Annotated in this window: 14 protein-coding genes; 8 read left to right on the top strand and 6 right to left on the bottom strand. The window is 47.8% G+C overall.

Features of this window, described 5'->3' with window-relative positions; translation table 11 throughout:
- Window positions 1-367 precede the first annotated feature (367 nt).
- The gene (locus tag ACFI32_RS05010) at window positions 368-1,522 is read right to left on the bottom strand and encodes an FAD-dependent oxidoreductase (RefSeq protein WP_462625407.1); all 1,155 of its coding nucleotides are present in this window, start codon (window positions 1,520-1,522) and stop codon (window positions 368-370) included.
- A gap of 262 nt (window positions 1,523-1,784) precedes the next feature.
- Between ACFI32_RS05010 and ACFI32_RS05005 the strand changes: the two genes are divergently transcribed.
- The 6 genes from ACFI32_RS05005 (at window position 1,785) to ACFI32_RS04980 (ending at window position 7,865) form a co-directional block, all read left to right on the top strand.
- Window positions 1,785-2,732: an alpha/beta fold hydrolase gene (locus tag ACFI32_RS05005; protein WP_462625406.1), complete on the top strand. Its 948-nt coding sequence runs from the start codon at window positions 1,785-1,787 to the stop codon at window positions 2,730-2,732.
- A gap of 166 nt (window positions 2,733-2,898) precedes the next feature.
- Window positions 2,899-3,720: a 2,3,4,5-tetrahydropyridine-2,6-dicarboxylate N-succinyltransferase gene (gene dapD / locus ACFI32_RS05000; protein ID WP_462625405.1), complete on the top strand. Its 822-nt coding sequence runs from the start codon at window positions 2,899-2,901 to the stop codon at window positions 3,718-3,720.
- 510 nt (window positions 3,721-4,230) lie between these two features.
- Window positions 4,231-4,953, top strand: coding sequence for a 7-carboxy-7-deazaguanine synthase QueE (queE, locus tag ACFI32_RS04995; RefSeq protein ID WP_462625404.1), 723 nt, complete (start codon window positions 4,231-4,233; stop codon window positions 4,951-4,953).
- A gap of 154 nt (window positions 4,954-5,107) precedes the next feature.
- The gene (locus ACFI32_RS04990) at window positions 5,108-6,208 is read left to right on the top strand and encodes a multidrug resistance efflux transporter family protein (RefSeq protein WP_462625403.1); all 1,101 of its coding nucleotides are present in this window, start codon (window positions 5,108-5,110) and stop codon (window positions 6,206-6,208) included.
- Between the two features lie 185 nt (window positions 6,209-6,393).
- The gene (locus ACFI32_RS04985; protein WP_462625402.1) at window positions 6,394-7,029 is read left to right on the top strand and encodes a trimeric intracellular cation channel family protein; all 636 of its coding nucleotides are present in this window, start codon (window positions 6,394-6,396) and stop codon (window positions 7,027-7,029) included.
- A 221-nt stretch (window positions 7,030-7,250) separates the two neighbouring features.
- Window positions 7,251-7,865: a trimeric intracellular cation channel family protein gene (locus ACFI32_RS04980; RefSeq protein WP_462625494.1), complete on the top strand. Its 615-nt coding sequence runs from the start codon at window positions 7,251-7,253 to the stop codon at window positions 7,863-7,865.
- Between the two features lie 231 nt (window positions 7,866-8,096).
- Here the strand turns inward: ACFI32_RS04980 and ACFI32_RS04975 are convergent, their stop codons facing one another.
- Window positions 8,097-9,956, bottom strand: a complete 1,860-nt coding sequence (locus tag ACFI32_RS04975) for a single-stranded-DNA-specific exonuclease RecJ (protein WP_462625401.1) — start codon at window positions 9,954-9,956, stop codon at window positions 8,097-8,099.
- Window positions 9,957-10,338: 382 nt separating this feature from the next.
- On the opposite strand from ACFI32_RS04975, the gene ACFI32_RS04970 reads away from it, so the two are divergent.
- Together ACFI32_RS04970 and ACFI32_RS04965 are read left to right on the top strand one after the other, a co-directional pair.
- The gene (locus ACFI32_RS04970; protein ID WP_462625400.1) at window positions 10,339-10,854 is read left to right on the top strand and encodes a hypothetical protein; all 516 of its coding nucleotides are present in this window, start codon (window positions 10,339-10,341) and stop codon (window positions 10,852-10,854) included.
- 262 nt (window positions 10,855-11,116) lie between these two features.
- Window positions 11,117-11,503 (top strand): hypothetical protein, encoded by a 387-nt coding sequence (locus tag ACFI32_RS04965; protein ID WP_462625398.1) that lies wholly within the window; start codon window positions 11,117-11,119, stop codon window positions 11,501-11,503.
- A gap of 127 nt (window positions 11,504-11,630) precedes the next feature.
- Here the strand turns inward: ACFI32_RS04965 and ACFI32_RS04960 are convergent, their stop codons facing one another.
- The 4 genes from ACFI32_RS04960 to uvrB form a co-directional block, all read right to left on the bottom strand.
- The gene (locus tag ACFI32_RS04960) at window positions 11,631-12,002 is read right to left on the bottom strand and encodes a hypothetical protein (protein WP_462625397.1); all 372 of its coding nucleotides are present in this window, start codon (window positions 12,000-12,002) and stop codon (window positions 11,631-11,633) included.
- A gap of 243 nt (window positions 12,003-12,245) precedes the next feature.
- Complete coding sequence (locus ACFI32_RS04955; RefSeq protein ID WP_462625396.1) at window positions 12,246-12,956, bottom strand: class I SAM-dependent methyltransferase; 711 nt, start codon at window positions 12,954-12,956, stop codon at window positions 12,246-12,248.
- Window positions 12,937-13,539: a hypothetical protein gene (locus ACFI32_RS04950; RefSeq protein ID WP_462625395.1), complete on the bottom strand. Its 603-nt coding sequence runs from the start codon at window positions 13,537-13,539 to the stop codon at window positions 12,937-12,939. Before ACFI32_RS04950 ends, ACFI32_RS04955 begins: the two co-directional genes overlap by 20 nt.
- 97 nt (window positions 13,540-13,636) lie before the next feature.
- Window positions 13,637-15,748: an excinuclease ABC subunit UvrB gene (gene uvrB, locus ACFI32_RS04945; protein WP_462625394.1), complete on the bottom strand. Its 2,112-nt coding sequence runs from the start codon at window positions 15,746-15,748 to the stop codon at window positions 13,637-13,639.
- Between the last annotated feature and the right edge of the window lie 66 nt (window positions 15,749-15,814).

Genomic DNA, 15,814 nt, shown 5'->3' with positions numbered 1-15,814 from the left:
TTAAAAATGGTGAGTTCAGACATGCGTGATAAAAAATAAGCGGTTTTATCATCCATGCTTGCGGCTCCTTATCGGATACTTGTGGTGCTGCTGTCGTTAACTTTCAATAAAAAAGAGGTGTCATAACAAATGCGCTTGATTACATGGTCTTTTTCTTGCTTGCTGTGGCTGTGCCTCCAAAAACTACAAAAAATACCATTCAATCCCGCTATATCTCATCTATAACAGATCTACGATAAACGGCATATTGCCAGCAATATTATTTGTACCGCTTTGCTTTAGCATACCTGAATATGAGTCGTTTGTTTCATGAACCTTGATTGGCTAAGTGTTTATTTTGTAATAAGAAAATTATTAAGCACATTCGCTAGGCTTTGCCATGAGCGGCGACAAAACGCTTATCAATATAGCGTTTGACATACCACCACAGACGCCCTTGTATGCTATAACGGCCCCAACTGGCGATGGCAAACTTGTCCCCGCAAGAGAGTAGGTATAGGGTACGCACGCGCGGACGATAGCGCGACAATGGCAGGTCTGCCAGATAGGCACTTATATTGGTAGACAACACCGTGCTACCATGCACCGCATGCACGCCTGAATGTGCCACTTGCTGCGCCACATGCGTGGCCACATCGCCCACGGCAAATACGTTGGCATGTGAGGTGCTTTGCTGCGCGGCGGTGACACTGATAAAGCCGCCATTGGTGGTATCAAGATCGGTATGTGCCGTCCATGCCGCACCAACTACCCCAGTCGCCACGATCACTGCATTAACGGGCAACGGTTCTTTTGATGTTAATAAATGACCGTCCTGATACCCACACCCGCGCGCATCAATGATGGTAATACGGTGACGGTGTAGCTGCTGAATGACCTGACGGCGAAGACGCTGGTTAAAACCTGCCAGCAAGGTCTCACCACACACCAAGTAAGCCTGATGCTGGGTATCAATACGTTGCAAGGCCACTTGTGCCGCCATTACCAGCTCTACTGCCGCCGCGCCTGCACCCACCACAGCCAGCTGATAACTGGGGGACTGCTTGGCCGCTGCCAGCACACGCTGCCACTCCGCCATAAAAGCAGGCAGTGGTCTGATGGCGATAACGGCATTATTATTCGTTGCTTGATCAAGCCAGCGCATGTTGGTATCTGCGCCAGTGTTGAGGGATAAAATATCATAATCTATCGCGCCATGCGTATCGGTCAGCACCTGATTGGATGCCGCATTGATGCCAGTGAGTGACCCTTGCACAAAGCGGACGCCTGCTTGTTGGCATAATGCTGCCACATCAATACAGATATCATGGCGCTTATAGTGTCCTGCCATCCAGCCGGGCAACATACCCGAATATACGGCATATGGTTGCGGGCTGAGCAGTGTCATATCGGCAGCCATATCAGCGGAAGATGGACTTGGCGCAGCAGCCTGGCGCGCTTTTTTGCGGCGGCGCAGCAAACCGATGTGCGCATGGCCGCCACCCACCAACAAGCATTTACGCGCGCGTTCTGTTATCACCATAATACTGAACCGTGAGTTATTGGCGCTCGGTGCGCGATTCTTGGCCGACTCGGCACAGCAGTGCCATGAGTCTTCCCGTTGTCTTTATCAAAGCACAATTCACCTGCAAATCATAGCGGCAGGCATCCATATCAAAGATCACGATGAATGATCGGTTACGATGACACCAACACAAATGCCATAAGACAATTTATCCCCATACCCTGCTTTGCTCTATAATAGGTCGTCTGTTATTGTCTGACCAATTATTAAAGGAACGCTTATGAGTCACGCTGAGCAAATCACCTCCTCCAACCAAAGTCACTATCTGCATCACCACTTTTTTGAGCCGACATCAGGCAGCACCAAAGCCACACTGCTGATCGTACATGGCATGTCAGAGCACAGCGGACGCTATGAAAAATTTGCGCAGTTTTTGGCCGATCACGGCATTGCAGTAGCCACTTATGACCAACTCGGACACGGAAAAACAGTGAAAAGCGAAGAGGAGTTCGGTTTTTTTGACTCAGAACATCCTGTACAAGTGCTGCTCAAGGACGTCGTTATCATGGCCGACAGCCTAAAAGCACGCCATCCAGAGGTGCCGCATTTCATTTTGGGTCATTCTATGGGCTCGTTTATCGTGCGAATGGTACTCAAGCATCACGCGCAAGACTTTGCAGGGGCTATTTTGATGGGTACAGCCAATGCCAATCCGCTGGCCAATGCCTTATTGCCAGTTAATAAAATCTTGGCAAAAGCAGCACCCAAAAAGAGCAACCGTCTGTTTGCCGATACCATGAACCGTTTGTTTAACGCCAAGCTCGGTCGCCACAACACCACCTCACGGTTTGCATGGCTGAGCGAAGATACTGACAATATCGACGCGTATGAGGCCGATCCACTCACAGGTTTTGACTTCACCAATAATGGCTTTATGACCTTATTTGCGCTGATGAAACTTGGCTTGAATAAAAACTGGGCCACCACCATTGATAAAGACTTCCCTATGCTCTTTGTCAGCGGTGAGCACGACCCTGTCGGCGATATGGGGCGCGGGGTACGCCGCGTTATTCGTAATCTACAGGCGAAAAACTTTAACAACGTCAATGCGCGCCTGTATCCCAACATGCGCCATGAACCGCTGCATGAACAAGATCATAACGTGGTATACCGTGATATTTTGCGCTGGATCGAAACCCTCAGTACCTCAAGACCTCACACAAAGTAAATGCGCCGACCTGCCAGACAGCGTTTGCTAAAATCGACCAAATTAGCGACAATACCACACGTCTCTTTAAGCGCCTGATATCGAGTACAGGACACGACAACACAGTTGCCTGCCCTGTGCTAAAATCATGCTCGACTTTATGTTTTATTAATCTTTAGGATTCCTTATGTCATTACAAGAAGTGATCGAACAAGCCTTTGAAAAACGCAACGAATATAGCCCAAGCACCATGCCACAAGACGTGCGTGATGCCATTAACGCAGTACTAGAACAGCTGGATAATGGTAGCCTGCGCGTTGCAGAGAAAAAAGAGGGCGAATGGGTCGTTAATCAATGGGCGAAAAAAGCCGTATTGCTGTCATTCCGCTTAAACGACAACTATGCCATGCCAGCGGGCGAGCATGTTCAGTTTTATGACAAGGTGCCAACCAAATTTGCAGATTGGACCGAAGCACAGTTCAAAGAAGCTGGCGTTCGCGTTGTACCCCCTGCGATTGCCCGCAAAGGTTCATTTGTCGCGGCAGGCGCGGTACTGATGCCGTCTTATGTCAACATCGGTGCCTACGTCGATCAAGGCGCGATGGTTGATACGTGGGCGACGGTTGGTTCATGTGCCCAAATTGGTAAAAACGTACATCTATCAGGTGGCGTGGGCATTGGCGGCGTTCTTGAGCCACTACAAGCCAACCCAACCATCATCGAAGACAACTGCTTTATCGGTGCGCGCTCTGAGATCGTTGAAGGCGTCATCATCGAAGAAGGCGCGGTTATCTCCATGGGTGTCTATATCGGTCAATCAACGCGCATTTATGATCGCGAAACAGGTGAAATCCATCGTGGCCGCGTACCTGCAGGTTCGGTTGTTGTACCGGGTAGCTTGCCATCAGAAGACGGCACACACAGCTTGTACGCTGCCATCATCGTCAAAAAAGTAGACGCGCAAACCCGTGCCAAAACAGCGGTCAATGAGCTGCTGCGTTTAGATTAATCCTCATTCTGCCAGCGTATACCTTATACCTGCTGCACAGCATAGATACCATGAAAGACGCTGAAGACGACTTCAGCGTCTTTTTTACAGCCAAACGCGCACGCTTGCGTTATAATTCTGACAGTATCGGTATACTTTAGTAAGCGTTCATGCCAATAACGCCAAAAGCGCTCACATGGCACATTGATATACCACTCTATACCAGCGTTTTATACATCATATCTACCTGCTCTCTCATGATATTGATTTGATAATCTTGACGCACACATTTTGATACCTGCCGCCATGGCAGGTTAAGCGAACGATACACTGCTTTTATCTGACCCATACCCATAAGTGGTCAACATACTCAATCTGGCGTATTTTTGCGGTAGGCATAGCCTGCCCGTATCTATTTGCCTGATTATTTTTATTTCCCTGCTCGTCACCCTTACCAGCGCCGCCTGTGCTAGCAATCAGGCACCGTTTGGTTTAAGGCGACTGACAGCATCTGACTGATTTGAACCTGTTATGAGTGACCAACACCTACGCAATCCTGCTATTTTTGTGACCGATCCGCAAGCAGGACTGCGCATTACTGAGATTTTTTATTCCCTGCAAGGTGAAGCCTTGACTTCAGGCCTGCCCACCATCTTTGTACGCTTGACGGGCTGTCCACTACGCTGCGTCTATTGTGATACCGAGTACGCATTTACAGGTGGTGAGCGCCAATCCCTAGACGACATTGTCGCGACCATTAACAGCTACCCGTGCAAGCGCATTTGTGTCACTGGCGGTGAGCCGCTGGCGCAGCCTAATGCCATTGCACTGATAAAAATGCTGCTTGATGATGATTATGAAATCTCCCTTGAAACCGCAGGTGCGCTGTCAGTACAAAACGTGCCGCCAGCCGTCAGTAAAGTGGTGGATTTAAAAACCCCAAGCTCAGGCGAAGCGGACAAAAACCTATGGTCAAACCTTGATCACCTGACTGCGCACGATCAGCTTAAGTTTGTCATCATGAACCGTGACGACTACGACTGGGCCAAAGCCAAGCTGAATGAATACAACCTGACTGAGCGTGTCGATACGGTCTGGTTTTCGCCTATGTTTAATGTGGCGGATGACGATCAAAGTCCTGACGTGCCAATGCTCGCTCGCGATTTGGCCGAATGGATCTTAGCAGATGCACTCCCCGTCCGTTTGCAACTGCAACTGCACAAAATCATTTGGGCTGATGCCAAAGGCAAATAACCAGTAGACCACCCTACCCGCGATACGCCAAACGTATACTTACCGCACATCAACAACAACCGTACTGATAACGCGTGACGGGCCATGCATCCGTCACCCATACGACCATAAACGCGCACACGCCATTATCAGCGCACAACATCACGGAGGAATTATGATCAGACTGATCTTACTGGGGCTATTATCGGGGGCATTTTTTAGCTCGACGTTTGTGTTAAATGAGCTGATGAGCGATGCAGGTGGGCATTGGTTTTGGTCAGCCAGTCTGCGTTATGTGTTTATGCTACTGCTATTGACAGTAATGATTGGGGCGCAGCATGGCGTCGGGCGCATCAAAGCGCTGTGGACGATATTTTGTCAGCACTGGGGCTTTTGGTGCATTACAGGCAGTATTGGCTTTGGCTTATTTTATATGGGCATTTGCTATGCTGGCGATCATGCCAGCGGCTGGGTGGTCGCGGCGACGTTTATGTTTACGGTGGTGACCAGTCTGCTCGTACTGATGGCGTTTGGTCAGCGCTTTGACAAAAAATTCATCGTCTATGCACTGATCGTGTTTGTCGGTGTGGTGCTGGTCAATATCAGTGAGGGACTACACGCGCCTGCGGATGCCGACGCTATTCCACTTACCCAGATGCTGCTCTACGGCGCGCTGCCTGCCCTAATCGCCGCCTTTAGCTATCCGATTGGCAATCAGCTGGTTTGGCAGGCTTCTTACAATGCCAAACAACACAAGGCCAAGCAGCAGGCAGCCAGTGAGCACCATGCGCAGCCCATGCGTGCTGAAACCGCGCTACTGGCAAGTGCCTATGACCATCATGAGGAGCAGGTAGCGCCCAGCGAACCCAATCCTTCGGCGCTGCAACGCTTGATCGCGCGCATCCCTGTCATCGAGACCGACCTGTTACAAAACGCGTTTAACAAAGTATGGTTAATGACCGTTGGTAGTTTGCCATTTTGGCTCGTTTTAGGCATCATGGTGCGCCCTGAATTACCGAGCGGCGCGCAGGTATTTAATACCTTGCTGGTCGCCCTGTTATCAGGGGTGGCCGCAACCAGTATCTTTTTATATGCCCGTGAGCAAGCGGTCACCTCAAGTGAGGTGGCAGGCGTGGATTCCACCCAAGCCAGTGAGATTATTTTTGCGTTGATTGGCGGTATGATTTTGCTTGGTAACCCTTTGCCATCAGCTTTAGGGTTGGTTGGTATTGTACTGATTATTATTGGCTTGATATTGTTTGCCAAAGACGGCTAACTCAAACCAGCTAAAAAGGTCAAAAGCCAAAACGTGGGGGCAATAAATCTTGGTCATCTTAAGCAGTATGACCACCCATTTGCCCCCATATACATACCAAAACGGCTTGTCCCCATCGCGCAATATCCTTGCGCGATATTTTATGCCTGATTGATAGCAATTGCGGCGCGATAAGGAGCAAAACCATGGCAGATGAGCTGGTCTCACCAGATACCTTGCTGTACTTTTTGGATATGATTGGGGTGATTGCTTGCGCCATTGCTGGCACGTTACTCGCCCAGCATAAAGGCTTTGATATTGCTGGTTGTATCCTCGTGTCTATGGTCAATGCCATCGGCGGCGGCACGCTACGCGACATGGCGCTCGATCGGCACCCATTATTTTGGATGACAGATTTGAATTATGTGATCGTCATCACCATCACCTCCGTCGTGATACAAATCTTCTTTCATCTGTACCACAAGATAGACAACGCGTTAAACCTCTTTGATGCCATCGGATTGGCGGCATTTAGTGTGATTGGGTTTAAGGTGGCACTGGCACAAGACGTCTCACCGATGATTGCGGTAATGATGGGCGTATGGACCGCGATCGTCGGCGGTCTGTTTCGAGACATCATTTGCAATGAGATACCGCTGCTGCTCCAGCGGGAGATTTATATCACTGCCAGTGTTGCAGGCTCCGTGACCTATTTGCTGCTCGATTATGTGGGTATCGATGCAGGGATAAACGAGTTTATCATGCTTGGCGTCATCTTCGCGGTGCGTATGCTCGCGCTCCGCTTTGATTGGCATCTTCCTTCCATTCGCTTAGTCAAATAAGCAATCAAATGACGTGACCGCTTATGATCCAGACGGTTTTGATGCATGTGTATGCTTTTTTTAATACCTGTTCACTGGCGCTATTTGATAGACCACTGGACGTGTCGTGGTCAACGGAGCTGACGGTGGCGACTGACCACCAAGTCCCCATCGACCCTGCGACCCAACTGCCTATTATTCTGACCCCTGATATTGTCACCACCTTTGAGCCAACCTCGTTTATGTTTTGGCTCGATATGCTGGGCATTTTTGCCTGTAGCGTGTCGGGGACGATATTGGCCAAGCACAAGAATTTTGATGTATTCGGTTGTATGCTGGTCGCCATGGTCACCGCGATTGGCGGCGGTACGGTGCGCGATGTGATATTGGATCGCCATCCGCTGTTCTGGATGGTGGATATGAACTATTTGCTGCTGATTTCCGTATCCTCACTGGGCTTTCAAATCTTTTGTAACCCCGCTTCGCGTCATGTTGATGCACTGCTCAAGTTGTTTGACACCATCGGTTTGGCGGTGTTTACCTTGATCGGTATCAAAGTGGCCCAAAGCATGGGGGCCAATATACCTGTCTCTTTGCTACTGGGGGTCATCACCATCATCGTCGGCGGTATCATCCGCGATATGATTTGTAATGAGATTCCGCTGGTATTGCAGCAAGAGGTCTATATCACCGCCGCCCTTATCGGTGGCGGGCTTTACTTCGTGCTTGAGGGCTTGGGCGTGGTTGATTGGGTCACTGAAGTTGCAACCATGAGTACCATCTTTGTGATTCGCACCCTTGCCATTCGTTTTGACTGGCAGTTTCCCAGTATCAGCTTGGTAAAAAATCATCCTTGATACACTCAATAAAAAAGAGACAACATGCAAAGTGCGTTCAATTTAACGGTATTTTTCTTGCTTGCTGTGATGGCAGCTTTTGATGCTACGAAAAATACCATTAAATCTCGCTGTGTCTTTTTTATAAAGGATTCACTATACAAGCTACCGCAGCACTCACCATAAAAATGGCGGCGATCTAAGACAGATCGCCGCCATTCTTTTTTGTCATCACGCTTTTTGTGATCAGCGCTAAAGACTGACAACCGCCAAATCCTTAACCATCAGTTGCAAGCTTTGTTTGCCATTCCATTCATTAATGTCCAGCTCAAACAGCATATGCACTTGCTCGGCGCGGTAATCCCATGCGCTGGGGTCAAAATTAAAGTAAATGGCGTCAATCGGATACTGCACGTCAGGGTAGCGCAATGACAGCTTGAGATGCTTGTCTTTTAACACCCTAAAGCTAAGCACCTCAAACACCCCATCAAATATCGGTGGTGCAAAACCATGCCCCCAGATACTGGCATGCTTGAGACTCTCAGCAAACCACAGGCTAAAATCTGCCGCTTGCAATGCGCCATCAGTGAATTTTTTCTCAGTAAATACTGCCTCGTCATAGTCGTCCATGACCGATTCAAAAGCGCGGCTAAATGCAGGAAAATTGCCCGCTTTGATGGTCAGTCCTGCGGCCATCGCATGACCACCAAAATGGCTGATCAGCGCAGGATGCTGCTCGGCAACTTGCTCAATCGCATCACGAATATGCACCCCTGCAATCGAGCGCGCCGAGCCTTTGATCATGTCATCAGCGCCCACCTGCGCTTTATCCGCAGGCGCAAAGACGATACTGGGGCGATAATGGCGCTCTTTTAATCGCCCAGCAACGATGCCAATGACCCCTTGATGCCAGTGCTCTTGATATAAAATAATACTGCGACTGCTATCGGTGTCTGCTTGTTGATCTATATTGCTCGTTTGGTCACTCGCTGACGTTGCGGAGATCAGCGAATCACTGTCACTATCAATATCGCCATCACCATCGTCATCTGTCTCAGCTGATGGTTCATGAGCGCTCAAGGCCTGCACGATGCTATCGGCTTGCTCTCGCATTTCGCCTTCGACATGACGGCGCTCACGGTTAAGCTGCTCAAGCTGCTGCGCCAAACGCTGCGCGGTAGGCCAGTCTTCTGTCAGCAAACATTCGATACCGATGCGCATATTGTCCATACGGCCTGCGGCGTTGATACGTGGCCCGAGTACAAAGCCAAAGTCCTGTGCCTGTAGCTGCTTGACATCGCGGCCTGCCTGCTCAAGCAGCGCGAGAATGCCCATCGCGCAGCGCCCTTGGCGAATCGCATTCAGGCCATGATGCACTAGGATACGGTTGTTTTTATCCAGTACGCCCACATCGGCAATCGTACCCAGCGCCACCAAATCCAGATAGCGACTGACTTGCACACTGGACTTGCCAGCAGCACGGCGCACTTTGGCAAGGCGACCGAGCACATAAAAGGCCACGCCGACGCCGACCAGCGCCTTGCTGTCAAACTGACAGGCAAGCTGGTTGGGGTTGACCACCGCTTCTGCTGGTGGCACCGCTTTGGTGGTGAGATGATGATCAGTGATGATAACCGTAATGTCATCTGCTTGCGCGCGCGCCACGCCGTCATGACTGGAGATACCATTATCTACCGTCACGATTACCTGCGGCTGATAAGTCTCAATGCCCAGCTCAACGATCTCAGGCGTCAGACCATAGCCATACTTGAAGCGATCAGGGACAATAAAATCGACCACCGCGCCCATCTCTGTCAAGGCACGCATCATCAGCGCCGTGCTGGTCGCACCGTCACAGTCAAAATCGCCAACGATCAGAATACGCAGGCCATCATCAATGGCATTGTCTAGCAACTGTACCGCTTCATCCATACCATGCAGCGCTTCAGCTGCCAGCAATGCTGACAGACTGGTTTCCAGCTCATCAGGGGCTTTGATGCCGCGGCCTGCATATAGGCGCGCTAAGGTCAGTGATTCGGTCGCCAGCGGCTGCAGGGCGTCGGGAAAGGATTTGGTATCGTCACAAATATATCGGGGGGTTAAATTTAGCATCTGCCCATTTTACTGGCTTTCAGGCCGCCTCACAATCCTATTTTATCCCTTGATACAAAGAACTGTGTACCCATGGTTCAGCCAGTATCAAGCACCCCTTTGAGGTGGCATTTAGGTTCTATCTAGGCATCACTTGACCCTGATTTTGCCCACAAATGCCAGTACTCTTTACAAAAACTGTGCATAGACAGTGCAGTTTATTGTATTTTGATACAAAGCTATGATTGTATCTGTCTCACAATTCCCTAGAATAACAACTGTCTATTCCATTTGTGATATCGGCACCGATTGCTTGGTTTGTCGCCTATTGACTCAGACAGTGGTTTGGTCGATACCTCACCTTTGATTATTGAACACTTTTATAAAAACTAAGGACACTATTATGAATACCACACCTGCTGCCGAAAAATTACCAGACACCATTGATCCAAGCTTAGACCTAGATAGCGTTAAAAAAGAGTGCGTGAAGCTGGTCAAAAAACGCGCCAAAGTTTCTGCAGGTGTTGCCATCGTTCCTGTGCCATTTTTTGATGTGGCAGTCGATGCTGGATTGTTGACCCAGCTGTTGCCAGAAATCAGTGAGCGCTTTGGATTGCTAGAAGATCGTACCTCAGCAGTGGATCTTCAGTCACGCGACATTCATTGGAGCGAAGTTAAAGACCGCGCGGTTGATTTTGCAGGTTTGATGGCCACTCGCGGTATCGTCAAAAAGACTGTGCAAGGCTTTGGTGGTCGTATCGTTGCCAAACAGGTCACCAAATTTATTCCATTAGGTGGTCAAATGGTCGCAGCAACCATGGGCTATATGATTTTCAAAAAAATCGCCGTTGACCACATCAACGAATGCTACAAGCTTGCCAAAGACATCCAAGATCAGCAGCATGGCAAAAACGTATAAACATCCGCTAAACATGTCCATGACGTTTTGATATAGCGGCTGCCATTACAACCGCTAATCGCCAGCTAAGGCAACTTAGCTGGTTTTTTTGTGGGCAGTCATGCGTGGATACAGACTCGAAGCGAGTAGTGGCGCGCTCAATACCATCTAGCCATGAATGTAGCCATGACGCAGTGATACCAGAACAGGGTATAATGAGCCACCCTATCAGCCCATGATGCGCATCTGTTGCCATCACTTATGATTATTTAAGGATATTAAGATGAAAAAACTTTGTTTGTCAGCGGCGATTCTCACCACCTTTGCCCTCTCTGGCTGTGCATCTACTGGTACAGGCGGCGCACCCAACAATACCGTTGGTACTGCAACCAATATTGGTGCGAGTGTTTTTAAAGCCGCTGTTGATAACCAATGCCGCGTTGAGCTTGAAAAACAAAAGGCATGGCGCATTGCCAGTGTGGCCATGACCCCGCAGCAACAAACCACCGCACAAAATAAAATCTGCGGCTGCGTCAGCGAACAAGCACCGCAGCAAGTGACCATCGTCGATATGGCCAATGCTGCCATTGACACACAATACCGCACGCAGATGGTGACCCGCGTCATCGCCAAGTCGTTGCAAAGCTGTTACGGCAGTATCCTCAAATAACTCACCGCACAAAAAAAGCGAACGCACTTTGTGAGTGCGTCCGCTATCAACTCATCGCTGCTAGTAACAGGTGACCGTAAAATGCGAGATAGCGCATATCCAGCAACCTGTTTGCTAGAGCGTGACTTTATTTGCTGGTGACAAATGGCTCTGCCGTGAGCGCTGCCGCCATGGGTAACACCTTACTGCGAAAATATCTGGAGCTACCATCTAAGGTTTTATCCACGTCTTTGATTAACTCTTCAATCACATCATCATAGACGCCGTGATGCAACTCATGCTCAAATGCGGTCAATGGATGTTTGCGCGGCGCTGATCTAACGTCTGTCACGCCCTCTTTGCTATAAAAAATATCCACACGGCCATCGCTGTTGAGCACACAGTTGAGCTGTCCACCCTCAAGCTCCATTTCGATGTTTTCTGGCATAAAGATATAGTCATCAACGTTGGTCAACTCTTTCTCTATTCCTCTTTGTAATAATGATTTGATATCAAACATAGCTACGTCCCTAGTCAGTAATTTTTTAAAATGATTTCACATTTATAATTGTTGTGTATGCAGTGCGGCGGTCATCATACCATGGCTTTAGCCTTATCACGCACTGGATAACACCATCCTACAAAAAGCCGCCAAGGTTGTTAAGACAGAAAATGTAAAACTGCGTTGTTGATTGGCACAGCTACAGGGTTATCTCTACCACATAATGCAATACATCTAATCAATCACTTAAACTTATCTTAATTATATAACTTTGGCTTTGATTAGAAGAAATCTGGGAAAATTAAATCCTTTACCTCGTAATTCAATCAGTTTTTCGACTGAAAAACCTTCAAGGAATAAGGTACTAAAATATTTTTCAAGAGGATGATGAAAATGAGTGGTAGTATGACCTGTTGTATCATTCTGTATCTTGAAATGACCTTCTACCATACAAGTTTCTGAATAAGCAAAATCGTCATCATCTGCATACCCCCAATATTGCGGCCAGAAGCATGGATGAGGAATAGTCATAATCATAACTCCGTTCAATTTTAATACTTTTTTTACAGCTGCGATGAAGCTATCAAGATTGAGCACATTGCTGGCAACCATATTTAATATTGCCGTTTCAAAAACTTCACCATTAGAAGAGAAATTTTCAACACTTGACTTTATAAAACTTAAATCTTTATTTCCATATTTCGCATTCGCAATTTCAATTGATTTTTCACTTGGATCTATCCCCAAACAGGTGCTGCACATAGTAGAAGCTTGTGCTGTTAACCAACCCGTACCGCATCCAATATCTATTAGACTACTACCTGTAGTAATTTCTCTCAGAATAGCTGGAGATAAAACTTTAATTGCACTGTGATCTATTCCAGAGCTTATCTGAAACTCTCTAACAGCTGCAATCTCATCCCATTCTTCAACTATTTTAGATTCTTCTTTATCAATTATTATGTGTGTCATATATAACTCTAATTGAACGTACAAGATCAACTGCAATAGAAAAGGTAGGGTTTGAAGAATCTAGCTCTTGTATCATATGATGCTCATTAGGCCTTTGTTGCCCTATTGCAACATAGGACGAGTTATTATTATTTGCATTTACTATTGTAAAGCGTGTTAAGGGTTCAAATCCAAGTTTTCCATATTCTATAACTTCTGCTCCTAGTCCTTCTAACCTCGTTAACTCTTCAGTTTTTTGATGCACTAAAAAGCATAATTCACCACTTCTAGCCTTACTTTCCAATAACTCCATAATACGCTCCTCCACAATCCAACTTGCATCTCTTGAGCATATTTCACAAGCACCAGATTTTTTTAGCATTTTATACATATAATTATTTATCTTTCTATCATTTGAATATCTCTTCTTAGATACCTGATAAGATTCTTTCAGGTCTGATATTGCAGCAAAAAAGAATACGACAATAATAATAGTTAAAAGTACAGTCTGTGAAACTGAAAAATCATAGGGATTTGGTTTAAGTGTGAAAAATAGTCCTATAATTGATGCTGCCGCGGCAAGCCAGTTTAAAAAAGTTTTCAAGAACATCCCCGATTACTATAATTAATTTCAAACACTCAATAACTTATCATACGTGAAATGGAAATTTCATATACTATAAAATTTTACTAAAGAGCTTCTAAATTAAATGCGCTTTTAGCTCAAGCACCTTATCGCGTGTTTTTGCTGCTTCCTCAAACTTGAGGTCACGGGACAGCTGCTGCATCTGTTTTTCCAGACGCTTGATTTCTTTAGCGAGCAAATCAGGACTGCGCAAGATGTTGATATCGACATCAGGCAGGTTACTCTTGACCGGTATCGCCTGATTGTCATTGGCATCAACCTCTTCGCCCGTGTCGATCTTATCCGTGATACTACGGCGGGCGCCTTTTGGTGTGATGCCATGCTCAAGGTTAAAGGCAATCTGTTTTTCGCGGCGGCGATCGGTTTCCTCTATCGCCTTTTCCATACTTGGCGTAATGCGGTCGGCATAGAGGATGGCTTTACCGTTTAAGTGACGTGCGGCGCGGCCAATGGTCTGAATCAACGCCCGCTCTGAGCGCAAAAAGCCCTCTTTATCCGCATCAAAAATCGCCACCAATGACACCTCAGGCATATCCAAGCCCTCACGTAGCAAGTTGATACCGACCAACACATCATAGACCCCAGTACGCAGCTCATGAATGATCTGCATACGCTCTACCGTGTCGATATCTGAGTGCAGATAAGCCACCTTGACATGGTACTCTTTTAGATAGCTGGTCAGATCCTCAGACATGCGTTTGGTCAGTGTGGTAATCAATACGCGTTCATCATTTTCGCGGCGTTTGGTAATCTCAGACAGCACATCATCGACTTGGGTGAGCACAGGACGTATCTCAATCTCAGGATCGATCAGGCCTGTCGGGCGCACCAGCTGCTCAACCACTTGGTCGCTATGCTCAAGCTCATAATGCGCGGGCGTTGCGGTCACAAAAATGGTTTTTGGCTTGATGCGCTCCCACTCTTCAAACTTCATCGGGCGGTTATTCATCGCGCTTGGCAGGCGAAAGCCATAATTGACCAAGTTTTCTTTTCGCGATCTGTCACCCTTATACATCGCGCCAATCTGCGAAACGGTCACATGCGATTCATCAATAAACAGCAGCGCATCTTCTGGAATATAATCAAACAAGGTTGGCGGCGCTTCTCCTGATGGGCGGCCTGAGAGATGCTGCGAGTAGTTTTCGATACCATTGCAGTAGCCCAGCTGCTGAATCATCTCCAAGTCATACTGGGTACGCTCTTTGATTCGCTGCGCTTCGATCAACTTGTTGTTGTCACGAAAATACTCTAAACGATGATCCAGCTCCTCGCGGATGGTTTCACTGGCGGCGTCCAATTTTTCACGCGGGGTGACATAATGCGACTTGGGATAAATGGTGATACGCGGCACACTGCGTACCGTTTTGCCTGTCAATGGGTCAAACCATGTGATTTTTTCTACCTCATCATCAAACAGATGCACGCGCACAGCCAGCTGCTCAGACTCTGCTGGATAGATGTCCAGTATCTCGCCACGGAGGCGATACGTACCGCGGCCAAAGTCCAACTCATTACGATTGTACTGTAGCTCCACCAAACGCTTAATCATCGCCGTACGATCAACGCGGTCACCGACCACGATATGCAGCAGCATTTTTAGATAGCTTTCAGGATCACCCAGACCATAAATGCAGGAGACAGAAGCGACAATAATGGCATCACGGCGCTCAAGCAGCGCGCGCGTGGCAGACAGACGCATCTGATCAATATGATCGTTAATCGCGCTGTCTTTTTCAATAAAGGTATCACTGGCGGCGACATAGGCTTCTGGCTGGTAGTAGTCATAATAACTGACAAAATACTCTACCGCGTTATTGGGGAAAAACGCCTTAAACTCGCCATACAGCTGGGCGGCGAGGGTTTTGTTATGTGCCATAATGATGGTCGGGCGCTGGCACTCACTGATGACCTTGGCCATGGTATAGGTTTTACCTGAGCCTGTAACCCCAAGCAGCAATTGCTCATCCATATCAGAATCAATGCCTTTGACCAGCTTGGCAATCGCTTGCGGCTGATCCCCTGCTGGCTCAAAGTCCGTCACCATCTCAAAAGCGCGGCTCGATATTTGCGTCCCCGACGCATTGACGCCACTGATTTCAGCATCGCCTTGCAGCTGAGTGGCCAATTGATTGAGTTGTCGTGATGATCGTGGTTCAGGCATGCGCATGGTCATTTTCTTCTTTTTTAGGTTTATGACAATATGGGGGTAAATCGCCATTTTTAAAGCGTATTT

Source organism: Psychrobacter sp. PSi21 (assembly GCF_054960615.1).
The sequence above is the reverse complement of the archived record's forward strand: the minus strand, read 5'-3'. Positions and strand labels throughout refer to the sequence as shown.